The sequence below is a fragment of the Halogeometricum borinquense DSM 11551 genome (assembly GCF_000172995.2).
GTDB lineage: Archaea > Halobacteriota > Halobacteria > Halobacteriales > Haloferacaceae > Halogeometricum > Halogeometricum borinquense.
On sequence record NC_014729.1, the window covers coordinates 1958006 to 1978612 of the forward strand.

Consider the following 20607-nt stretch of genomic DNA (forward strand, 5'->3'; position numbering starts at 1 on the left):
CCTGCGAATTCGTGGACATGTACGACCGAATTCTCGTGCCGACCGACGGAAGTGACTGTGCGAACGCCGCAGTCGATCACGCCGCAGACCTCGCCTCGAAGTACGACGCCGAAGTTCACATCCTCTACGTCGTGGACGTACGCGTGAGCGGTCAGGGGCAGTGGGCACTGGACACCGAAGCAGTGTACGAAGCGGGACAAGAACACGGTCAAGCGGTCGTCGAACAGGTGGCCGAACAGCTCGAATCGAAAGCCGTGGCCGTGAAACCAGTCGTCAAGACGGGTGTTCCCGGCCGCGAAATCCGAGAGTACGTCGATGAGGGGGCGTGTGACCTCGTTGTGATGGGGACGCACGGCCGGACGGGACTCGACCGCTATCTCCTCGGTAGCGTCGCCGAGCGCATCGTTCGCACGTCTGACGTGCCGGTGCTGACCGTCCGCTCGGACGAGTAACTCGTACCGAGCAAGCATTTTCACCGTCGTGAGACGACAAGACAGTTATACCCACGGCGACCCTTACCCGGTGGTATGGAACTCCGCCGCCTCGTCAGGGGGCGCGTGGACTGGCCCCGACTCGAAGCCGTCGTCCGCGACTTACGCGACCGATACGACCGTGAAGAGCTACACGTCCGGTTTCTCGAAGCGGACAACTGGCTCTCTACTCCGATGGTCGTCGATGACGAGTGGTTCGTTAAGGTCATCTCACGGCAGAACTCGCTTGTCCACGCCCTCTTTACCACAGGTCGCAACCTCGGTGCATTCTCCTCGGGTACCGAAGGCTTTTTCGAACACTTCGGCACGCCGCTCGAGATGGCTGAACACGAACTCGAGGCGACGCGGCGGATGCGAGAGATCGGTCTGAACGCCCCCGAACCCGTCGAATCGTTCGAGGTGGACGGGCTCGGAATTCTCGTGTTGGAGTATCTTCAGGACTTCCGGACGCTCGACAAACTGGACCGCGAGGTCGAGAAACGACTCGCACCGCAGGTGTTCTCGTCACTCCGCACGATGCACGACCACAACCTCGTCCACGGCGACCTCCGCGCGGAGAACGTCCTCATCGTTGACGACGAGGTGTACTTCATCGACGCGACAAACGTGAGCGAGGAAGGCGCGGCCGACGCGAAGTCGTACGACCTCGCGTGTGCCCTCGCGGCTATCGAACCACTTATCGGAGCGAAATCGACCGTCAACGCCGCGCTGGAGTCGTATGAGGTAGACGCGCTTTTGGACGCGCTCGACTTCCTCGATTTCGTCAACATCCGCCCGGACCACGACTTCGACGCCGCCGCCCTCAAAGGCGTCATCGAACAACGAGCGATCTAACGGACTCTGCAAGTCGTTTTTTCCTCACCGGCTGTTGAGGTGCTTTTCGAGCAAGTTTGCGTTTCGGACGTTCGACTTCCAGACGGCGTCGAAAACGTCGCCCAGAACGGGGACCGACCCGACACCGAAGTCGATAGCGACGTTGAACAGCATCTGTCCGATGACGTGCCGATCTGCGCCGAGACGGACCGCCTCACCGACGGCGTACAGCGATACGACGGCGGTAACGAGGTCGCCCGACACCGGCAGCAGACCGACGACCGAATCCAGCCCGATTCCGACGTTCGTGCCGGGAATCGTCACCGCCTCGTCCATGATCTTCGCAAGAAACCGGACCCGGCGAAGGGCGTGTGCTTCCCGCGTCGAAAGCGCTGACTCTGACATGTCATCGGATACGAACTCGATGGACGTGACTGTAGTGGTGGCCGCAGACGACCACTGTACGCCAGGAGAGCGGACAAAAACCGGGACAACCGCCAAACGTCGAGAGGAAGGGGCTACTCGTAGTCCGCGCCACCGAGGTACAGTTGCGATACCTCGGGATTGTCGAGTAGGTCGTCCGCGTCGTCCTCGTAGGCGACGGAGCCTTGATCGAGGACGTAGCCGCGGTCGGAGATGGCGAGCCCCTCACGAGCGTTCTGTTCGACCATGAGGATAGCCGTTCCGAGTTCGTTCACCGTCTGTACGTCCTCGAACACGTCTTCGACGATGCTCGGTGCGAGACCGGCCGAGGGTTCATCGATAAGCAACACATCGGGTTCCATCACGAGTGCGCGGGCGAACGCGAGCACCTGACGTTGACCGCCTGAGAGCGTTCGCGCCTTCGCCTCACGCTTGTCGCGCAGGATAGGAAACCGCTCGTACAACTCGGAGATGACCTCCTCGATGCCGCTGCTTCGTGCGACGCCGCCCATCCGCAGGTTCTCGTCGATGGTGAGCGACCCGAACACGTTGTCCACCTGCGGGACGTAGCCAACGCCCATGCGGACGAGGTCTTCGGGGTCGGTCCCCGTGATGTCTTTGCCATCGAGCGTGACACTCCCTTCCCACGGCTTCAGGAGGCCGAAAATCGTCTTCAACACCGTCGATTTTCCGGCTCCGTTCGGACCGATGAGACAGACGATTTCCCCGCGTTCGAGGTGGAGGTTCAGGTCGTGTAGCACCTGCGCCTCCCCGTAGCCCGAGTCTACGCCGGACACGTCGAGCGCACGCTTTGCGCGCGCTTCGGTTACGGTGTCTTCGGCGCTCATGGGCCGGCACCCCCGAGATAGGCGTCGATGACGCGTTGGTCTGAGCGAACTGCCTCCGGCGTTCCCTCCATCAGTACTTTGCCTTGGTCGAGAACGATGACTGGGTCTGCGAGATCCATGATGAACGGCATGTCGTGTTCGATGATGAGGAAGGTCTGCCCTTCGTCGTTGAGTTCGCGGATGAATCGCTTGATATCGTTCGCCAGCGTAGGATTGACCCCCGCGACGGGTTCGTCCAACAGCAGGATATCCGGATCCGTCGTGAACGCCCGCGCGAGTTCGACTAGTTTCAACTGCCCGCCAGAGAGGTCGGTAGACGGTTGGTCGATGAGGTGGCCAATCTCGAACCGTTCGAGCAGCCGTTCTGCGCGCTCGACGTTCGCTCGCTCTTCGTTCAGCACCTTCGACGGCGAAAGCCAGAGGGGAAGGATAGACTCCCCCGACTGGTTCGTCGCGCCGACGAGCATCGCCTCGCGGACGGTCATCCCCTCCAGCCGTCGCGGCGTCTGGAAGGTCCGAACGAGCCCCTCTCTTGCGGTTTCGTACGGTTTCAGATCCGTCACATCTGTGTCGTTCACCCAGACGCGACCGCCGTCGAGTTCGTAGAATCCCGAGATGAGGTTGAACAGCGTGGACTTGCCAGCGCCGTTCGGCCCGATCATCCCCGTGATGGTGCCACGTTCGATTTCGACGGAGACGCCGTCGGTGGCGACGAGGCCACCGAACGTCTTTCTGAGGTCTTCCGTCCGGAGCACCACATCGTCCTTCCCGAGGTTCGCCCCCTCGTAGGTCATCTCCTCGTGACTGCCGGTCTGTCCGGCGTGGTTACTCATTCGTCACCCTCCTCCCGGCGTGCGCCGGGCCAGATGAGTTCGTCGCGCGGCGGAAGCAGCCCCTCCGGTCGCACGCGAACGACGAGGATGATGAGAACGCCGACGAACAGCAGTCTGAGCGGTGCCAAGTCGAGACCGAGTGCAGTGAACGCCTGAACATCGTTGAGAAAGCGCGTCCCTTCGCGGATGGCGATGACCGTTGCCGCACCGAGGACCGCGCCGCGGTTCGAGCCGGTGCCGCCGAGGATGACGGCGACCCAGATGTAGAACGTCGTCAGCGGGATGAGGTCCGAAGGGTCGATGTAGAGATTCATGTGGACGTAGAACGCCCCCGCGATAGCCATGATAATCGACCCGAGAACGAACGCTTGCATCTTGAATGCGTACGTATTCTTCCCCAGTGCCTTCGCTAAGTCCTCGTCGGAGCGAATCGTTCGCAGGACGCGGCCCCACGGCGAGCGGTGAACCCGTCGAAGGAACACGTAGACGAGGCCGATGAGGCCGACGATGATCGCGAGGTTCGTCGCGTTCTGCGTCAGCGGCAGCGACTCGAACAGTTCCGGGATACCCGAGATGCCGCTAGAGCCAGCCGTCCACTGCTCCTCGTTGAGGATGATTCGCCGGACGACTTCGGCCAGTCCGAGCGATGCGATGGCGAGGTAGTCCTCGCGCAAGCGGAGCGTCGGGATGCCGATGAGAACGGCGAGTATCGCACTGACGACGATTGCCGCGAAGAAGCCGAATATCGGGTGTAATCCGAGTCCGAGCGGGGACGTTGGCGCACTCAACAACGCCGCCGAGTAGGCACCGATGCCCCAGAACGCGGCCACGGAGAAGTTGATCAGGCCCGCATATCCCCACTGGACGTTCAACCCGAGCGTAAGCAGGACGTACATCCCTGCAAGCGAGAGCAGCGAAAGTAGGAACGGCAGACGGACGACGCCGAGCACCGTCGCCAACAGCAAAACGAGTGCGATACCCGCGACGCCCGCGAGGACGTTTCGTTCGCTCTGCGACCGGACGAGCGTGTCGTAGAGTCCGCCAAGGCCGCTCGTTCGCCGGGCAGTGTCGGTAGGTGTCTCCTCGCTCATGTCGCATCACCCGCGATTCCTTGCGGCCGGACGAGGAGAATGACGACCATGATGACGAACGCGACGGCAGCGGCGTATTCCGTACCGATAGGAATGCCAACGAGACTGAAAAGCGGCGTCAGTTCGTACAACAGCCCGATGACGAGGCCGCCGAGCATCGCACCGTAGACGGAGCCGATGCCGCCGAGGATGACCGCCGCGAACACGATAAGCAGGATGTCGAAGCCCATGCGCGGGTGAATGAGCGTCTCTAATCCGAGGAAGACACCGCCCGCGGCGGCGAGCGCGCCGCCGATCACCCACATGGCGATAATGACCTCTTTCGTCCGGATCCCGCTCACGCGTGCGAGGTTCGGATCGTCCGCGGTGGCGCGCATCTTCCGACCGAGCGTCGTGTACTGCAAGACGAGATGCAGCGTGCCGACGAGAACGAGTGCCGAGACGACGGCGACGACCTGCCGGGGCGTCACGGCGATGTTGAACAGTTCGCGGAGTACCGGAATCGGTCCTTCGCGGGGAACGCCGTACCGCGACGACCCCGTCCCGAATGCGAGGAAGATGACCGCACGGTACGCGAGAGCGACGCCGATACTCGTGATGAGGAGTTCGATAGACCCCGTGTCGAGGGGTCGGTAGATGACGAATTCGGTCAGAACGACGACGACGGCGGCGGCGGCCATCCCGACGAGCAGCGCGACGAACATCCACACCGGGAAGCCGAAGATGAGAATGCCCTCCATCGCGGGCGCGAGGACGCCAGCGGAAGCAAGGGCACCGAACGCGCCGACAGTCATCGTGTCGCCGTGCGCGAAGTTAGCGAAGTCAGCGATGCTGTACACCAACGACAGGCCGATGGAGGCCAACACGATGACGCTACTGAAGACGATACCGTTGACGAGGAACTGAGCCGGGTTCAGCCCTTGCAACGGGACGAGTAACGTCATGGTTGCCTCCCAGGGCGATGCCCCGTCTGTCCACCCATGTTGTTCATCTTAGCTCGTGATGTAGTCGCCGTACTTGTACTGGTGCTCCGCTACGGAGTAGACTTGGTAGAGCCCCGGCGGATCACCGTTTTCGTCCAAGTCAACGGGACCGCTGACGCCCTGATAGTTCACGTCGCTGGGCGATCCGCCGTCTCTGAGTATCTCCGCCGCTTCGCTGAAGGTGAACACTTCCTGTCCCTCCGGACGCGTTACGTCGCGCACGACGGACTTCAGCGCCGAGCCGGTGAACTCGTCTGCCGCCTCGATGGCGATTGCCGCGATAGTGACGGCGTCATAGGCGTACGCCGCCCACACCGTCGGTGAGGTATCGTACTCGGACTTGAACCGCGAAACGAAGTTCTGGTAGTTCTCTTGGTCTGCGGGCGCAGATTCCGTGATGCCCTTCATGCCGTTGAGGCTTCCCTCCGGTGTGTTCTCCAGAATCTCGTCTGCGATGGTGGATTCTGCACCGTAGTAGTCAACGCCCGTGTTGTAGCCCTGGTCGAACGCCTCGTTCGCCATAACGGTCATCTCGTTGGCGTAGGTGAGGAACAGCCACGCCGACGCGTCCGTCGAGGCCATCTTCGTCAGCGTTCCGCTGTACGAGGACTGCCCCTGGTCGTGCGGTTCGTTGAACACGACTTCACCCTCGAAGTTCTCCGCGAACACTTCGGAGAGACCGCTCCCGTAGTCGTTGTTAATCCACGTGACGGCGACTTTGTCGTGGTCGTCGCCGGCGACGAACTGCGCGAGCGCCTTCCCCTTGGCCGACCCGGACGGACTCGTCCGCAGGAGGCCCGGCCGGGTGGTGAGTTCCGGACTCGTGGAGTTCTGCGAGATCTGTACGACGCCGGACCCCTTGGTCACGGAGTCGTACATGGCGATGGAGACGCCGGAACCGACAGCGCCGATGAACAGCGGGACGCCGTTCTGTTCGACGAGTTTCTGCGCCGCGGTGACGCCCGATTGGTTGGAAGACTCGGAGTCCTCAACGGCGATGCTTAGTTGTGCCCCCTCAGAGCCGATACCCGTCTCGTTGATTGCGGCTACTGCCAAGTCCTTCCCACGCTGGTTCCGATTGCCGTAGGGGGCAAGCGAGCCAGTGAGTGCGTCTACCATCCCAATGGTGTACGAGTCCTGACCACCGGAGTCCCCACCCTCCGTTCCTGTCCCGGAGCCATCGCCGGTGTCGCCGCCTCCACTCGTCGGCGTTGATTCGGTGTCTTCGAGACACCCAGCCATTCCTGCCACAAGACCCATTCCGGATAATTTGAGAAGCGTACGGCGGTCCACACGTCCGCCCGTGCCATCAGATTGCATGACGAAGTATCGTCACCAGTGTTCAGGGATAAGGTTACCGCCTACCATGGTCGGTTGTAGCATCCGTGAACCAGAGATCGGGCCTCTCAACGCCCGAAGCGGTGGTTTCGGATCGTAGACACGAGAGTGTACATGGTCGGGTTGACCACTAAGGGCCTCGCTGACTCACATGAGAGCGATGATACCACCGGTTGCGAACAACTTCGTCGCGGGAGAAGACGTCGAAGGGGTCCTCTCGCACGTCGCAGAGACGAACGAACGTGGAATCAGCGGCATCGTGAACTTACTCGGCGAACACTACGACGACCGTTCGGACGCGGCCGCCGACACCGAAGTGTATCTCGAACTCGCAGAGCAGATCGACGAGCGAGATCTGGATTGTTGTCTCTCGGTGAAACCATCGCAAATCGGTCTCGACATCGGTGAAGACGTGTTTCGACGGAACCTCAGCCGTATCGTCGAGCACGCTGACGAACACGGCATCTTCGTCTGGGTGGACATGGAAGACCACGACACGACTGATGCGACTCTCGACGCGTTCGAGGAGAACGCGCGAGAGTACGGTGACGTCGGCGTTTGTGTGCAGGCGAATCTGAAACGAACCGCAGAAGACCTGCGTCGGTTGGCCGACCTGCCGGGGAAGGTCCGTCTCGTAAAGGGCGCGTACGACGAACCGAAAGAAATCGCGTACCGGGACAAGGCGACGGTGGACGAGAAGTACCGCGAGTATCTGACGTTCATGTTCGAGGAGTTCGACGACGGTATCGCCGTCGGGAGTCACGACGTGGCGATGATCAACCACGCCGCCGACTGCTACCGCGAGTACGGGACGCCGTTCGAGGTACAGATGCTCATGGGCGTCCGCGAGAACCTGCAAGACGAACTTGTCGATTCGATGCCCGTCTACCAGTACGTGCCCTACGGTCCCAAGTGGTTCTCGTACTTCACCCGGCGGGTGCGTGAACGTAAGGAGAACGCGCTGTTCGCTCTGCGCGCCGTCTTCGGGTGATCGGGCTGGGTCAGTTCGAGTCGGGGTCGAGCAGTTTCGCTTCTGCCTTCCGGAGATGTTCGAGTAGCGTCGTTTTCGAGATGTCCAACTCTGCGGCGAGGTCGCGCGTCGAGACCCCACGCGGCCACTGGTAATAGCCGCGTTCGCGCGCGAGTTCGAACACCTCGCGTTGTGTCGGCGTCAGCGTCCCCAGTCGTCTGGCACGCTCGGGTTCGACAGTGTCTGAAGACGCGATTCGCTCGACGCTGATCTCTGCGCCTGCCTCCTCACGGACCGCGTCGAGGGCGGTTTCGATATTGCCTCGTTCCCCGGCGAAACAGACCTTCCAGTACTCCCGCCCGCCCTCGATTCGGGTGGGGGCGCTGTGAACGAACCCCTGCTGGAGAAGCGTCGGACAGACCATGTCGGCCGGGTCGTACTCCAAGAAGAATTCGCGCGCGACTCGACCGGGCGCGACCTGCGCGGCAGTCTGCCCGAATCGCTCCTGTAGTTCCTGTACCTCACCACCGTATTCGGATGCCTCAATCGCATCCAGCAACGTCTCTACTTCCTCAACGGTGTCGCCGTAGGCGGTGAACAAACCGTTCACCGTCGTCGTCCCTGTCTCCGGCGCGTGGTAAATTGCGTGTGCGAGAATGCCACCCGGATACTGTTCGGTTGCTTCGATCGCCCAACAGTTCGGATGCCATAGGTCCAGCGTGAGACGCGTCCCCGCTCGCGTTGCTCCGCGTACGGCCATATACCTCTAGACTGGTCTACTCGCGGATATAGTGTTTGTTTCTCATGCCGATCCGTGTCTGTTTTGAATCATTCGAATTTCATCCGACAATTTAGCGGCCGTCCATGGGAGGGACGGCGACTATTAAGTAAGGTTCGAGAATATTGCCAGTATGGCGAACGGCCAAGTGTACCAACACTACATCAACGGTGAATGGACAGACGGAACAGGTGACAGCACGTTCGAGAGTGAGAATCCGGCAACGGGCGAGACGCTTGGCGAATTCCGACGCGGGACGCCGGAAGACGTAGACGCCGCACTCGCAGCAGCCAAAGACGCCGAAGAGGAATGGCAAGCACTCTCGCACATCGACCGCGCAGAGTATCTCTGGGACATCTACCACGAACTCAAAGACCGCCACGAGGAACTCGGCGAAATCGTCTCCAAAGAGTGTGGAAAGGAGATTAGCGAAGGGAAAGCCGACGTGACCGAAGCGTGGCACATGGTCGAGTGGGCCGCAGGCGACGCCCGACACCCCAAGGGCGACGTGGTTCCCTCCGAAATCGCCTCGAAGGACGCCTACATGCGCCGCAAGCCCCGCGGCGTCATCGGCTGTGTCACGCCGTGGAACTTCCCGGTCGCGATTCCGTTCTGGCATATGGCTGTGTCCCTCGTCGAGGGGAACACCGTCGTCTGGAAGCCCGCCGAACAGACGCCGTGGTGCGGTCAGATCATCGCCGAGATGTTCGAGGATGCCGGCATCCCGGACGGCGTGTTCAACATGGTCCAAGGCTTCGGCGACGCTGGCGAAGCTATCGTGGACGACTCGCGCGTCGATACGGTTCTCTTTACTGGCTCCGCAGAAGTCGGCCACGAAATCGCCTCGAAAGTCGGCGGCGAACCCGGCAAACTGGCCGCCTGTGAGATGGGCGGGAAGAACGGCATCGTCGTCACCGAGAACGCCGACCTCGACATCGCCGTCCACTCGGCGGTCATGTCGTCGTTCAAGACGACCGGTCAGCGCTGTGTCTCTTCCGAACGCCTCATCGTCCACGAGTCGGTCTACGATGAGTTCAAAGAGCGCTTCGTCGAAGCCGCAAAGAACGTCGCCGTCGGCGACCCCCTCAAAGAGGACACGTTCATGGGTCCCCTCATCGAGGAGGGCCACCACGAGAAGGTGACCAAGTACAACGAACTGGCGAAAAAAGAGGACGTGAACGTCCTCGTCGATCGGACGGAACTCGATGCCGACGAGATTCCGGACGGTCACGAAGAAGGGTACTGGATCGGCCCGTTCGTCTACGAAGCGGACGCGCACGCCGACCTGCGCTGTACGCACGAGGAAGTGTTCGGCCCGCACGTCGCCCTGCTTGAGTACTCCGGCGACATCGAGGAAGCGGTCGAAATCCACAACGACACCAACTACGGTCTCGCCGGTGCCATCATCTCCGAGGACTACCGCGAGATTAACTACTACCGCGACAACGCGGAAGTCGGGCTTGCCTACGGCAACCTGCCGTGCATTGGTGCGGAAGTTCACCTGCCTTTCGGCGGCGTGAAGAAGTCCGGCAACGGCTACCCGAGCGCCCGCGAGGTTATCGAGGCAGTCACCGAGCGGACGGCGTGGACGCTGAACAACTCCAAGGACATCGAGATGGCGCAGGGTCTCTCTGCGGACATCAAGACGAAAGAGGACTAACGAGGAATTCCTGCCGGTGACCGTCTAATCGGCGGTCTCGGTCCTCACCTCTCGACGTAATCACTTTTTTGAGGCAGTCTGTCGCCGTAGTTGCTTCTTTCGTACCGGAGCGATACCGGGGGAACCACAGGAGAGTGTTTTGCCGCCGCGAAAGAGCGGCCGCTCAGTGGCTGTTAACAGCGTCAGATGTCGAAAAGTGGCCCCACCGAGGGCCGAGTTTTGGTGGAGTCGCGTGGTTCGACGGAGTTGAGGTTTGAACCGTATCGCGGTTTTCCTTGACCGCGGACGGTTCGATGGGCGCGCGTCGCCAGTGGCGAGTGAGTGGCGGAGTACCCTCGCCGGGTTCGAGGGCGTCCACGTTGCTGCCATGGCGCGTTGATGCCGTAGCGGACCCCGTGCACTACGGCGTGGTGCGGCGGGTCTTGCCGACGTAGACGAGAAAAGCGCCTGTATGTCGGCGATAGCAGCTACGAAAGGCAGACGAATAAACCCACCGGGTGAATCGTTGACATAGAATGGGACAGCATCGAATACCCGACCCCAGTCGAATCCGACTGACGGATTCTGCTCTCGCCGTCCTCGACGAGACGCTACGGTGACATCCTCCCACACCTAACGTCGCGGGCCTCCCACCCGGTGTTGGGCGGGCAGGTCAATCCTGAAGGTTGGGAGTGTAAGGTTTGCTGGACAGTCAGCCAGTGGCTCTGCCACGAAGCCGTTACTCGTACCCCGTAGAAGGGCTTCGAGTTATCTGATTGTTTAACGACTGTCGGCGTGGTCGGCTTACGTGTTTGATTTCGGCTCTCGCCGTGGCAAACACCGACTCAACTGCCAGTTCCCACGTACAACTCTGTGTGCAATGATTTGTGACTTAAATTGTCGGATTCATCTGGTGGCTGAAGCCACCAGTATCCTCCTTGAATCTCTATACTGTCTCTCGGAGCGCCGCTTCGAGATTCTCCAGTTCACGGTCGAGATTCCGTTTGAAGAAGCGCTCGACACCGGGAACGCGTCCATCAACGACGAATTCGTTAGTGAGGCGGCTGCCGGTCTCGGTCTCCTCGACGGTGTGTTCGCCGGAGACGCGCATTACTTTCGATTTCCCGACGAATCGGACGAACCGGGGTGGATTGCGTTCGACATCGTTCGTCTTGATGGCTACCGTCGAGTTCAAGATGGGAATCGGGAGCGAAACGTGCCAGGTTACCTCGTTGGTGTTCGGTTCGACGTCGTATTTCTCGACCACACTGATCGCCTCTGCGCGGTTTCGAGGGTCAGCGATGAACTCCCAGATGTCCGCTGGTGGAGCGTCGAACTCGAACGCACGCCTGACACGTACCGTCATATCGACCGGCTACGGAGAGGAGGTAAAAAAGCCACCCGACCTATCCCACGGTGACGCGCCACGTCGTAGACCGGGCGCGGCCCCACTTTTCGATCTCGACTTCCTCGGACTTCTCTGCAAGTCGCGGGAGACGCGCACCGACCTGCTTCGCAGAGAGACCGATGGCCTCGGCGATATTCTTCGCCCGGAAATATCGCTCGCCTGCGCCAACACTCTCCCGCAGGTAGGCGATAATCCGCTGTTCTTCGTCGGTGTAGTCACTCATTTCACAGGTGCTAAGAGAGTTCCTGCCTTAACGGTTTCTTGTCAGACAAACGTTGGTTTACCAGAATGTCTGTGCCGCAACAACGGCGAGCGATGCGGCAATGATGGCGACAGCGAAGCCTACAGCGGCCGTGAGCTGGTCTCCAACGATCATTCCCGCCGCACCGATGACGGTGATAATGGAGAAGAGGACTGCAAAGCCGATTCCCTTGTCCGATTGGACGCTCTCTGTCTGCATATGCTCGGGTTCGACGGTACCGACTTAGTTCATTCGACACTCTCTGGCACGACTGGCGGCAGCCGGACCACATTTGTAGCAGGAACGAATTCCGTTGTCCATGTCCGGGCAAATTAGATCGGTGCTCATCGGGAGCACACTCCGAACCGCCGTTACGGCCGTTGCGGTACTCGCCGTTCTTGTCGGCGTGTTGGTCGCCACAGGTGTTGTCGGCGCACCCGCGGTTACGGGTGTCGAGAACCGTTTCGGAGCGGTAACGAACGAGACGACGACTATCGAGACAACCATCTCGGTTTCGAATCCGTCACCGTTTGGAATCTCTCTCGGCGGCGTGGCAGTGAACTACAGCGTCTGGATGAACGACGTTCGAATCGCCGACGGTGAGAAGTCGGGCGTCGCTATCGACTCCGGGAATGCGACGGTGAACACGACCACGCAGATGCAAAACGAGCGTATCATTCCGTGGTGGCGGTCCCACGTTCGGAACGGAGAACACACGGTCGTCCAAATCGATCCCACAGTTCGTTCCGAGACGCTCGGGCGAACGTTCGGCGCGCCAAACGTCACGCGGGAGGTGAATACTGATATGCTCTCGCAGTTCAACTCCTCTGCGACCCGGCCAGTGAACGCCAACTCGCCCGTCGTTTCCGATCCAGTCCTCTACATCAACGAGACGAACGCGACGTGGGGCGAGGTGAACGAGTCGGTGACGCCGCTGCATCTCAAATTCGTCGTGTACAACCCCAAACCGTACCCGATCACGGTCACACGCCTCGGATACGATATCTCGATGAACGACGTGGCCATGGGCGACGGAGCCAGCGAGTCGGGATACGTGATTCCGCCGAAGTCGACGAAGACCATCGAGACGACGACGTACATCCGAAACGAGAACCTTGATGAGTGGTGGGGCAGCCACCTCGAACGGAATCAGGTGACTGATCTTCGGATCGACTTCCACGCCCGACTGGACCTCGCGGGAGAGACGATCCGCATCCCGCTTGATGCGTTGACGTACACCGAAACCATCGAGACGGACCTCTTCGGCACCAAGCCTGCAACGATGGCGAACGAGACGGGTGAGGGAGGCACAGAAACGTCAACCGATAACGACGACTCTTCGACCGCGACCGAGACGGCAACGGAGACGGCGACACCGACGGAGACAGCGGCCGAAGGCGATGACGATGGTGGACTCCTCGATGACGGCACCGCGACGGAGACGGCTACATCGACCGAGACGGCAACAGCAACATCGACGGGAACCGCGACCACAACGGAAACCGAGACCACGACAGAAACTGAGACGGCGACGGAAACTGCCACCGAGACGGACGACGGCCTGTTCTCGTTCCGACCGTCTGCCGACTCCGCGGTCCGGACGTTACGGTAAGCGTTCGTATCGCCGACAGGCTTTTACCCACCCCCTCGAAACGTGGGGGTACAATGAACCGGAGTACCCAAGCTCCTGGTCGAGTTCTTCTCGTCCGATGAGAACCCTATCTCGGTAACTACGAACGACGAGTCCGTTGTCGTTCATGTCGGTAACAGTTCCTGTGAAATGTCCAGAGCGGACGCCGCCGAGTTGCAAGACGCCATCGGCGCTGCTATCACAGAGAAACAGGAGTTCTTCCGCACAGCGGGTGAACACCGCATGGACGGCAGCTACGTCGTCTCACGGCGCGGTGCCGACTCAGCGGGCAATACGAAGGTGTTCGATAGCTTCGACGCGCTGCGCCGGTTGTTCGACCGCTTACCCGACGAGTTCACCGCCGACGACGTGAGTCGAACGGGAATCACCGGGTCGCGGCGACACATGGTTGTGCGCCATTTCGGTGAGCATCCGGCGTTCGACTGCGACATCGCACAGCGGAATCCGCTGACGGTCGTCAAGACCGACGCCGCGGACGCCGGTGCAGGGGAGGCCGCCGACGTGACGGCCGACTGACCGCCACCGTCGTCCGAAAAATATCACACCGCGAAAATCCGCGACGATTAACCGATAGTGACGTGATCGGACTCCTCGTTGAGAGCGAGGTTCGCCGCAATCTCTGCGTTCCGCATCGCATACTGTGCGGTCTGTTGGAGGCTGACCAGCACTTCGCGTATCTGCAGGAGCTTCTGGTTATCCATCTCGTCTAAGTCATCGAGGATGTCGCGCTCTTTGTCCCGAATGTCGCGGAACAGTTCGCGGCACTCGACGGTCAGGTCGTAGTCCCGTTCGACCACTGACTGGACTGCGGTCGCCGTGATTTTGTCCACCTGATCGGTGAACTCGCGGATGCGCCGCATCGTCGTAGAGTCGATATCGAGCGTATGGCCGTCGGCGTCCATCACGATATTGGCGATATCTTCTGCGTTGTCGGCTGTGAGTTCGAGGTTCTTGGCCACCGACCGGTAGCCGATGAGGGGGAATCCGGATTCGAGCCCCACGGCTCGGCAGAGGTTCGGGTTCTGGTACGCCGTGAAGATGAGGCGAAGGAGGAGGACGAATATCTTATTCGCCTGCCGTTCACGGTTGAGTGCGCGCTGTGCGAGGTCGGGATTTCCGTGTGCGAGTGCCTTGATGGCCTCGCCGCGCATCGTACTCCCCGTGTTCTCTAAGCGTTCCAGAAGGTTGTCGAGACTGAAATCCTCGGGGTCCACAGAGCAACGGATGGCGATCCGTTCCGGCGTCTCCTCGATGACGCCGAGTCCCATCAGTTGCGTCTCCGCTTTGTAGACGGCGTTGATGTGTTCGGAATCCAGTGCCCCTTCGCTCTTCTCGATGTGGATGACTCGCCGACCGAGTACGTACTGGGCGACGATTGCCCGTTCGAGTGCGTCCGCGTTGAGCGCGTCAGCACGAATCGTCGCCAACGCGTCCTCTTGACTTGCGGACTCGGGAAGCACCGTCAGCGTCCCTTTGCCGCCCATTCGGAGGGACACCTCGTCGCCCTTGTTCACGTTGTGTTCTTTGGCCCACTCTGCCGGGAGCGTCATCGCCAGCGTGGAGGGACCCAATCGCTGTACCTTACGCGTCTCCATATCGTCTCCCTTGTTGGGGATGACCTTAATCCTCACTATATGCCGATTATATAGATGTACAGAATTGGGATGTCATATGACAGCAGGGAAGAACGATACCGATCAGACGACTTGCATCATCCGCCGCTCGAACCGGCCGACGCGGACTCGTGTCCACCCCGTGAGTTCCTCGTCCAGTTCCGGGTCGTCGGTATCGACGTGTAGTTCGCCGACCCCGTCGAGTTTCGCCCGCGAAGCGATGATCTCCACGTCACACTGTCGGATCACGTCGGGCGACAGTTGGGGGTTCCCGCGCCCGAACACGAATCCCTGCCCGCCAATCGGTGAGACGACGATGACGTTCTCACCCTCTGAACCCAAGGCGTCTAGAATCTCTGACTCCGTCGCGTCCCGGACCACCACCTCGCCATCGCGCCATACGTCCACGCCGATGGGCGACCCCTCGAACCCGAGTTCGGCCTTCACCGCGCCGACGGTACTGCCCGGTCCGAGGACGAACGTCTTCTCGGAAGCGTCGCGGATATCGTCTGCGACGCCCGCGGCCAGAGCATCAACTGTGCCGCCGCCGAGTTGCTTCGACGACTGCATGTCGTCGGCGACGGGGACGGTGGCGACAGCGCGGAGTTCGGGGTGGACCTCACCCTCGCGGTAGTCGTCCTCGTCGATATCCATCACTTCCCGCCGTTCGGTCCGGTCGAACGTCGTCGCCACCGTCGCCGCGTCCTCGGGAGAGACTGCAAACACCGACGAGTAGACTTTCACACCCGCCGGCGCGCCGAGCATCGGCACCGTCTCGTCGGCCCCGGCGGCGGCCAGTGCCTCTGCAACGTCCGCGGCGGTGCCGTCGCCGCCGACGAACAAGACGAGATCAACAGCCGCATCGACGAACGCCTCAACGGCGCGGCGCGTGTCTTCGGCTGTCGTCTCCGCTGACTTCGGTGCCCCGAGAACCTCCGGGGAGAGACCGATATCTGTTGCCTCCGACTCGCCCATCTCGCCACCCCAGACGAAGACAGTCACCGCCTCGTTCGCGTCACGCAACGCCTCAAACATCCGACGCGCACGGTTCGGGGCGCGAGGGTCCGCACCGCGGGCACGTGCCTCCTCGACTTTCCCGTCGGTCCCCTTCAGTCCGACCCGACCGCCCATTCCCGCGATGGGGTTCACGACGACACCGATTCGCATACTCGAATCGAGTGACGGCCGCCTCAAAAGCGCGCCGGTGCAGGCAGCGGGTTCGCCGATGCCGGAAGTTCAACGTTTAAGAAAGGTGCCCAGTAAGGGTGAAGCAATGATGATTCCGCTCGAAGTCACCGGCGAACCGTTCCCTATCATGGAAACCGGCGCAGTGATTCTCATCCTGAGTCTCCTCGTGGCTGCCGGTTGGCTGTTCTACCTCTACCGGTAGCCTACTTCGCTTCGTCGGCGATTTCAACTCGCTCTTCCAGCCATCCGGCCGCATCTCGCAGTTCAGACTCGTCGTTCGCGGTCAGTTTCAGCCGAACGTCGTCGCCGGGATAACTCCCGACCGTTACGTCGAACATCTCTTGAACGTCGTGCAAACGCCCGACGAGTTCGCTCTCGGGTTCGACTGTCCGAACCGTCTCCGTGTACGTCGTCTCGCCGTTAAACTCGGATTCGATGCGTTCGAACATCGCCTTCATCTCCTCGGGGACGCCGGGGAGCACGTAGATATCTTCGACGACGGCACCGGGTGCGACCCCCACCTCGTTCGGGAGCATCCGCGCACGCGCCGGAAGGTCCGTTGTCCCCTCGGATAACTCCGCTGCGGCGTACCCGCCGTGTTCGGTCAGCCACTCTAAGGCCGCCTCGTGTTCGACCAGTTCGCGGCCGACGGCGGCGGCGACGCCAGCCATCGTCAGGTCGTCGTGCGTCGGTCCGAGTCCGCCCGTGACGATGACGGCGTCGTACTCGGCACGATACTCGTTGACGACGCGGGCGATTTCGGCGACCCGGTCCGGGACTGTCGTCACGCGTTCGACGCGGACGCCCCGTGCAGTCAACCGCTCTGCCAACCACGACGCGTTCGTGTTCACCGTGTCACCGGCGAGGAGTTCGTCCCCGACGGTCACGACTGCAATTCGCATACCGCCCTTAGGTACGAGGACTGCAAAAGCCCCGCGGCACACCTCGGTGGATGCCTCCGAACGATTCTGCTCGCCCGGGCTGTTCTACAGGCGGAGCAGGCCGAGTGCCTCGGGGTCTCGCAAATCGCTCTGCGATTTGCTGGATACACAGGAAATCGAAGATTTCCCTTGACTTGACCCCGAGGCGGTTCACTCGTTGTCACACGAGCCATATATAGGGCGCTTACCAGCATTTTTCTCCTCACCGGCAGAACTCGGCGGTAGTGTCATGGAAGGAATACAAACTCGACCGTCGGTCGTTCGTGGCGGGTGCGCTCACGGGAACCAGTACAGTTGCGGGAGTGTCGTCACTCACCTCCGTGGTTCCCCCCGAGACGAACACCGCGTCCTCACGGGAGAGTGAACGCATGAACGACGACGGAACGACTGACCCGGCGATAATCGCTCACCGCGGGTTCGCCGGTGTGTACCCCGAGAACACTGTCGGTGCGGTCGGTCGAGCAACGTGGGGTGACGACGCTGAGATGGTCGAGATAGATATTGTCCCGACGGCCGACGGGAAGGTAGTCGTCTTCCACGACTCGGAACTCAGCGGCCGGGATGGTGGCGAACGCGGCCCCACCGACCTTGATGGCTACGTTTGGGACCACTCGTGGGAGGAACTGCAAGAGACCGAAGTGCTACAGAGCGGTGAGACGATTCCGCGTCTCGAACAGGTGTTCGACGCCATCCCGGACGACGCGGGCGTCAACATCGAGTTCAAGAATCCGGGAACGACGAACGTCAGGTTCGCAGAGAAACTCTCTGCGGCGGAACTCGAATCGCAGATGGAAGTGTGGCGGCCGATGGCTGAAACAGCGCTCGAAATCGCCGCCGATGCAGAGAACGACGTTCTCGTCTCGTCGTTTCACGAGGCGGCGCTGGCCGTCGTCCGCGATATCGACCCCGACGTACCTATCGGGTGTCTGTTCTGGGACTCTATCGAGACGGGACTTGCGATAACACGCGAATACGACTGCGAGGCGATTCACCCGCCGTACAACATGATTCAGGGAACGCCGTTCTTCGAGGACGAGTACTACCTCTCGGGACCGTTCGCTGACGTTGACCTCGTCGAAGTCGCACACGAGGAGGGTCGTACGGTGAATACGTGGACCATCGGAACGTGGTATCAGGCAGAACGGCTCGCCGAAGCGGGTGTAGACGGTCTCATCGCCGACTATCCGAATCTGTTGTGGTCCGCTGAGAACACAGTAGACAACGACAACGACAGCGACGACACCAACGACAGCGACAACGACAAATAAGCGATTGTGTAGCCGGGGGTTTCAGCGCATTCCCGGTGGCGGTCCCTCGTCGAACTCGTCGTCGGTGTCAACGTCGAGGCCCATCTCCTCACGTTGGTCTTTCAGCTCCTCGATCTGGCGGCGATAGTAAAGAAGTCCGCCCAGACCGATGAGGCCGAAGAGGACGAAGACACCGCCAAAGATGTACAGGTCCCGCTCGAGGTAGAACTGCACGGAGACGGTGTCTGCGCTCATTTCGGACCATCTGAGGAGAATTTGCCCGTTGACGCGCGAGTAGTCGTACCCGGGCGGGCGGGCCTGTCCGATGATGGGTACATCGATGCTCCGGTCCGGCGGCAGGAGAATCTCGTAGGAGCCATCGACGTACGTCGGAAGCGAGAACCTCTTCGCCGACCCGCTTCCGGTGAAGGCGAGCTTTCCGCCGCCGTTCTCGGGCGCGTCCGAGGGGAGGGCGATGATAGTCACATCGCGGGTCTGTCGGATTTCACCGCCGCGCTCGCGTATCTCGCTGCCGTCGAGTTGCGTCCCGTTCGGGTAGCGGTACTGCACCGCTTCGACGGAGAGCGGATTCCGGCCGCCAAGCCCATCCCGGCGGTACAGCTCTATCTCCGTCTGGTTGAGTTCGTACACCGCGGTGTACTGCGTATTTGCCTGTATCTCGATGCGGACCGTCGTGTTGGCGTCCCACGTGTATCCGCCGTCCGGCGGTTCGGCGTTAACGCGCTCTTTCGAAACGTCACCCGTGCCGAAGCCGAGACAACCGGACGTGAGAACAAGGAGGGCAAGCGCCGCGAGTGCGAGGAGCAATCGTCGGTTCATCTCTCCTCAGGTCAAGACGCACTTGAGTTCAGCCGGGAGGTACGAACCGATGCTGGCGAGGAGTCCGGGCGGGTCGGTCCCCTCCGGACAGACGATGCTCTGTTCGAGGAGGCCGAGGCGTTCGACGGTGACGATGTCTTTGGCGTGTCCGGCGCGGTTGACCGTCGCGCGAACTTCACCGCGGGTCGCGCTGTTGACGTTGACCCGACCGCTTCCTTCCTCGCGTGTCCAGTCGTACAGTTTGTCGCGCGTCTCGTCGGACAGGCGCGACCCATCCTCGTCGTAGACGAACGACAATGGGGTGTGCTGGACGATGCCGAAACGGTCACGAATCTGCGTCGGTGACCCGGTACCGAGACCGATTTCGTCGGCGGGAATCCGGACGTAGTTGTGAAAGCCCACGTCGAGGATGAATCCGTCCTCGTCCCATTCGTCGAGCGTCCCGACGTACGTCTCACCCTCGGTCAGGTGCGGCGTCACTTCGCCCCACTCGTCTCCGAGGAGGTTCCGAGCGGCGGTTGCGTCGTCGCCCGACACGGTAACGGAGATGAAGTCGTCATCGCGGACGCCGATGTCCCACGACACGTCCAACTCGCCGATATCGTTGCGGATCAGGGAGTCGAGGCTATCTAATGCGCGTTCCCGCGCGTCGCCTTCGACGTAGCACTTGGTAGCGAGGACGACCATCAGTTCGTCGCCTCGACGTTGAGTTCGTCGCGCAACTCCTCGATGCGCCGTTCCATGGCGTCAACCATATCGTCGTTCTCCATCGGTTCGAGGGGTGCACCAGTCTCGGGGCATTGGAAGCCGAGTTCCATCGCCTCGGAGAACTCAAAGCGGATGCCCGCGGGTTCCGAAAGATAGAACTCGTGGGTCCGTTCGTACTCCAACCGTTCTTCGAGCGCGTCGAGGAGACGGTACATCTCCTCTTCGAGGTTCTCCGGGATGTTCTCGTAGTGGAACGTCCAGAGGTAGGTAAGCCACCCCGAATCTTCGTCGCGGACACGACGGTACGATGCGAGGTCGTTCTCATAGAGGATGAAGAGCGCCCGGCGAACGTCGTTCAGTTCGAGGCCCAACTCCTCGGCCAACTCTTCGTCGGTGACCTCGCCGTCCGGCGGCGCGGCCGCAACCGGCATCCCCGTCGGTCCAACCAGTTCGTGGAGGTACTTCTGGATGACAGGGTCGTTCAGCAGCCCTTCAAAAGCCATTGTGTTCTGTTCCGCCGCAAAGCCGTTTAAAATCTCCGGATGTGGCGTGGTTCGTTGGGA

The 20607-nt window shown here is 61.1% G+C and carries 24 protein-coding genes; 8 read left to right on the forward strand and 16 right to left on the reverse strand.

All coding sequences use genetic code 11. The features are described from left to right. Positions 1–17: 17 nt before the first annotated feature. Both HBOR_RS09855 and HBOR_RS09860 read left to right on the forward strand, forming a co-directional pair. Positions 18–452, forward strand: a complete 435-nt coding sequence (locus tag HBOR_RS09855; RefSeq protein ID WP_006056935.1) for a universal stress protein — start codon at positions 18–20, stop codon at positions 450–452. A gap of 75 nt (positions 453–527) precedes the next feature. Then, positions 528–1325, forward strand: a complete 798-nt coding sequence (locus tag HBOR_RS09860; RefSeq protein WP_006056934.1) for an RIO1 family regulatory kinase/ATPase domain-containing protein — start codon at positions 528–530, stop codon at positions 1323–1325. Positions 1326–1349: 24 nt separating this feature from the next. Here HBOR_RS09860 and HBOR_RS09865 read toward each other — a convergent pair whose 3' ends face one another. From HBOR_RS09865 to HBOR_RS09890, 6 genes are all read right to left on the reverse strand, one after another. After that, complete coding sequence (locus tag HBOR_RS09865) at positions 1350–1709, reverse strand: DUF4112 domain-containing protein (protein WP_006056933.1); 360 nt, start codon at positions 1707–1709, stop codon at positions 1350–1352. 113 nt (positions 1710–1822) lie between these two features. Then, positions 1823–2575, reverse strand: a complete 753-nt coding sequence (locus HBOR_RS09870) for an ABC transporter ATP-binding protein (RefSeq protein WP_006056932.1) — start codon at positions 2573–2575, stop codon at positions 1823–1825. Further along, positions 2572–3408, reverse strand: coding sequence for an ABC transporter ATP-binding protein (locus HBOR_RS09875; RefSeq protein ID WP_006056931.1), 837 nt, complete (start codon positions 3406–3408; stop codon positions 2572–2574). The genes HBOR_RS09870 and HBOR_RS09875 overlap by 4 nt, the downstream gene beginning before the upstream one ends. Further along, positions 3405–4499 (reverse strand): branched-chain amino acid ABC transporter permease, encoded by a 1095-nt coding sequence (locus HBOR_RS09880; RefSeq protein ID WP_006056930.1) that lies wholly within the window; start codon positions 4497–4499, stop codon positions 3405–3407. Before HBOR_RS09880 ends, HBOR_RS09875 begins: the two co-directional genes overlap by 4 nt. Continuing rightward, positions 4496–5443 carry a branched-chain amino acid ABC transporter permease gene (locus tag HBOR_RS09885; RefSeq protein ID WP_006056929.1) on the reverse strand — a complete coding sequence of 316 codons (948 nt, stop codon included), beginning with the start codon at positions 5441–5443 and terminating at the stop codon, positions 4496–4498. The genes HBOR_RS09880 and HBOR_RS09885 overlap by 4 nt, the downstream gene beginning before the upstream one ends. 48 nt (positions 5444–5491) lie before the next feature. Beyond that, the gene (locus HBOR_RS09890) at positions 5492–6775 is read right to left on the reverse strand and encodes an ABC transporter substrate-binding protein (RefSeq protein ID WP_174261589.1); all 1284 of its coding nucleotides are present in this window, start codon (positions 6773–6775) and stop codon (positions 5492–5494) included. A 205-nt stretch (positions 6776–6980) separates the two neighbouring features. Here HBOR_RS09890 and HBOR_RS09895 point away from each other — a divergent pair, with 205 nt between their 5' ends. Beyond that, complete coding sequence (locus tag HBOR_RS09895) at positions 6981–7811, forward strand: proline dehydrogenase family protein (RefSeq protein WP_006056927.1); 831 nt, start codon at positions 6981–6983, stop codon at positions 7809–7811. A gap of 10 nt (positions 7812–7821) precedes the next feature. On the opposite strand, the gene HBOR_RS09900 is transcribed toward HBOR_RS09895, so the two are convergent. Beyond that, positions 7822–8550, reverse strand: a complete 729-nt coding sequence (locus tag HBOR_RS09900; protein WP_006056926.1) for a helix-turn-helix domain-containing protein — start codon at positions 8548–8550, stop codon at positions 7822–7824. 151 nt (positions 8551–8701) lie between these two features. On the opposite strand from HBOR_RS09900, the gene HBOR_RS09905 reads away from it, so the two are divergent. After that, on the forward strand, positions 8702–10228 hold the full coding sequence (locus HBOR_RS09905; protein WP_006056925.1) for an aldehyde dehydrogenase family protein: 1527 nt from the start codon (positions 8702–8704) through the stop codon (positions 10226–10228). Between the two features lie 253 nt (positions 10229–10481). Beyond that, a complete protein-coding gene (locus HBOR_RS20470) occupies positions 10482–10607 on the forward strand; it encodes a hypothetical protein (RefSeq protein ID WP_275039863.1) in 126 nt (41 codons plus the stop codon). A gap of 546 nt (positions 10608–11153) precedes the next feature. Here HBOR_RS20470 and HBOR_RS09910 read toward each other — a convergent pair. From HBOR_RS09910 to HBOR_RS09920, 3 genes are read right to left on the reverse strand one after another with little or no spacing between them, the layout of a single operon-like run. Next, a complete protein-coding gene (locus HBOR_RS09910) occupies positions 11154–11573 on the reverse strand; it encodes an SRPBCC family protein (RefSeq protein ID WP_006056924.1) in 420 nt (139 codons plus the stop codon). 40 nt (positions 11574–11613) lie between these two features. Then, positions 11614–11838 (reverse strand): DUF7123 family protein, encoded by a 225-nt coding sequence (locus HBOR_RS09915; RefSeq protein ID WP_006056923.1) that lies wholly within the window; start codon positions 11836–11838, stop codon positions 11614–11616. 57 nt (positions 11839–11895) lie between these two features. Beyond that, positions 11896–12075, reverse strand: coding sequence for a DUF7525 family protein (locus HBOR_RS09920; protein WP_006056922.1), 180 nt, complete (start codon positions 12073–12075; stop codon positions 11896–11898). Between the two features lie 100 nt (positions 12076–12175). Here HBOR_RS09920 and HBOR_RS09925 point away from each other — a divergent pair, with 100 nt between their 5' ends. Beyond that, positions 12176–13468, forward strand: coding sequence for an LEA type 2 family protein (locus HBOR_RS09925; RefSeq protein ID WP_013440628.1), 1293 nt, complete (start codon positions 12176–12178; stop codon positions 13466–13468). Between the two features lie 168 nt (positions 13469–13636). After that, the gene (locus HBOR_RS09930; RefSeq protein ID WP_006056920.1) at positions 13637–14023 is read left to right on the forward strand and encodes a DUF7528 family protein; all 387 of its coding nucleotides are present in this window, start codon (positions 13637–13639) and stop codon (positions 14021–14023) included. Positions 14024–14070: 47 nt separating this feature from the next. Here HBOR_RS09930 and HBOR_RS09935 read toward each other — a convergent pair whose 3' ends face one another. The 3 genes from HBOR_RS09935 to HBOR_RS09945 all read right to left on the reverse strand — a co-directional run bounded on the left by HBOR_RS09935 (position 14071) and on the right by HBOR_RS09945 (position 17210). Beyond that, a complete protein-coding gene (locus HBOR_RS09935; RefSeq protein WP_006056919.1) occupies positions 14071–15102 on the reverse strand; it encodes a phosphate signaling complex PhoU family protein in 1032 nt (343 codons plus the stop codon). A gap of 102 nt (positions 15103–15204) precedes the next feature. Further along, positions 15205–16287, reverse strand: a complete 1083-nt coding sequence (locus HBOR_RS09940) for an ATP-NAD kinase family protein (protein WP_006056918.1) — start codon at positions 16285–16287, stop codon at positions 15205–15207. Between the two features lie 224 nt (positions 16288–16511). Continuing rightward, the gene (locus HBOR_RS09945) at positions 16512–17210 is read right to left on the reverse strand and encodes a competence/damage-inducible protein A (RefSeq protein WP_006056916.1); all 699 of its coding nucleotides are present in this window, start codon (positions 17208–17210) and stop codon (positions 16512–16514) included. A 263-nt stretch (positions 17211–17473) separates the two neighbouring features. Between HBOR_RS09945 and HBOR_RS09950 the strand changes: the two genes are divergently transcribed. Continuing rightward, positions 17474–18517, forward strand: a complete 1044-nt coding sequence (locus tag HBOR_RS09950) for a glycerophosphodiester phosphodiesterase (protein ID WP_006056915.1) — start codon at positions 17474–17476, stop codon at positions 18515–18517. Positions 18518–18538: 21 nt separating this feature from the next. Here the strand turns inward: HBOR_RS09950 and HBOR_RS09955 are convergent, their stop codons facing one another. The 3 genes from HBOR_RS09955 to HBOR_RS09965 are packed head-to-tail and all read right to left on the reverse strand — an operon-like array spanning position 18539 to position 20547. Further along, complete coding sequence (locus HBOR_RS09955; protein WP_006056914.1) at positions 18539–19336, reverse strand: DUF5803 family protein; 798 nt, start codon at positions 19334–19336, stop codon at positions 18539–18541. Between the two features lie 6 nt (positions 19337–19342). Next, positions 19343–20023 (reverse strand): DUF2110 family protein, encoded by a 681-nt coding sequence (locus HBOR_RS09960; RefSeq protein WP_006056913.1) that lies wholly within the window; start codon positions 20021–20023, stop codon positions 19343–19345. After that, a complete protein-coding gene (locus HBOR_RS09965; RefSeq protein WP_006056912.1) occupies positions 20023–20547 on the reverse strand; it encodes a transcription factor in 525 nt (174 codons plus the stop codon). The genes HBOR_RS09960 and HBOR_RS09965 overlap by 1 nt, the downstream gene beginning before the upstream one ends. Between the last annotated feature and the right edge of the window lie 60 nt (positions 20548–20607).

Excerpts from the sequence above, each read along its gene's own strand:
- HBOR_RS09860 (WP_006056934.1), top strand. The coding sequence starts at position 528 with ATGGAACTCCGCCGCCTCGTCAGGGGGCGCGTGGACTGGCCCCGACTC.
- HBOR_RS09960 (WP_006056913.1), bottom strand. The coding sequence starts at position 20,023 with ATGGTCGTCCTCGCTACCAAGTGCTACGTCGAAGGCGACGCGCGGGAA.
- HBOR_RS09870 (WP_006056932.1), bottom strand. The coding sequence starts at position 2,575 with ATGAGCGCCGAAGACACCGTAACCGAAGCGCGCGCAAAGCGTGCGCTC.
- HBOR_RS09940 (WP_006056918.1), bottom strand. The coding sequence starts at position 16,287 with ATGCGAATCGGTGTCGTCGTGAACCCCATCGCGGGAATGGGCGGTCGG.
- HBOR_RS09895 (WP_006056927.1), top strand. The coding sequence starts at position 6,981 with ATGATACCACCGGTTGCGAACAACTTCGTCGCGGGAGAAGACGTCGAA.
- HBOR_RS09880 (WP_006056930.1), bottom strand. The coding sequence starts at position 4,499 with ATGAGCGAGGAGACACCTACCGACACTGCCCGGCGAACGAGCGGCCTT.
- HBOR_RS09865 (WP_006056933.1), bottom strand. The coding sequence starts at position 1,709 with ATGTCAGAGTCAGCGCTTTCGACGCGGGAAGCACACGCCCTTCGCCGG.
- HBOR_RS09920 (WP_006056922.1), bottom strand. The coding sequence starts at position 12,075 with ATGCAGACAGAGAGCGTCCAATCGGACAAGGGAATCGGCTTTGCAGTC.
- HBOR_RS09945 (WP_006056916.1), bottom strand. The coding sequence starts at position 17,210 with ATGCGAATTGCAGTCGTGACCGTCGGGGACGAACTCCTCGCCGGTGAC.
- HBOR_RS09930 (WP_006056920.1), top strand. The coding sequence starts at position 13,637 with ATGTCCAGAGCGGACGCCGCCGAGTTGCAAGACGCCATCGGCGCTGCT.
- HBOR_RS09885 (WP_006056929.1), bottom strand. The coding sequence starts at position 5,443 with ATGACGTTACTCGTCCCGTTGCAAGGGCTGAACCCGGCTCAGTTCCTC.
- HBOR_RS09910 (WP_006056924.1), bottom strand. The coding sequence starts at position 11,573 with ATGACGGTACGTGTCAGGCGTGCGTTCGAGTTCGACGCTCCACCAGCG.
- HBOR_RS09905 (WP_006056925.1), top strand. The coding sequence starts at position 8,702 with ATGGCGAACGGCCAAGTGTACCAACACTACATCAACGGTGAATGGACA.
- HBOR_RS09915 (WP_006056923.1), bottom strand. The coding sequence starts at position 11,838 with ATGAGTGACTACACCGACGAAGAACAGCGGATTATCGCCTACCTGCGG.
- HBOR_RS09925 (WP_013440628.1), top strand. The coding sequence starts at position 12,176 with ATGTCCGGGCAAATTAGATCGGTGCTCATCGGGAGCACACTCCGAACC.
- HBOR_RS09935 (WP_006056919.1), bottom strand. The coding sequence starts at position 15,102 with ATGGAGACGCGTAAGGTACAGCGATTGGGTCCCTCCACGCTGGCGATG.
- HBOR_RS09965 (WP_006056912.1), bottom strand. The coding sequence starts at position 20,547 with ATGGCTTTTGAAGGGCTGCTGAACGACCCTGTCATCCAGAAGTACCTC.
- HBOR_RS09955 (WP_006056914.1), bottom strand. The coding sequence starts at position 19,336 with ATGAACCGACGATTGCTCCTCGCACTCGCGGCGCTTGCCCTCCTTGTT.
- HBOR_RS09875 (WP_006056931.1), bottom strand. The coding sequence starts at position 3,408 with ATGAGTAACCACGCCGGACAGACCGGCAGTCACGAGGAGATGACCTAC.
- HBOR_RS09855 (WP_006056935.1), top strand. The coding sequence starts at position 18 with ATGTACGACCGAATTCTCGTGCCGACCGACGGAAGTGACTGTGCGAAC.
- HBOR_RS09900 (WP_006056926.1), bottom strand. The coding sequence starts at position 8,550 with ATGGCCGTACGCGGAGCAACGCGAGCGGGGACGCGTCTCACGCTGGAC.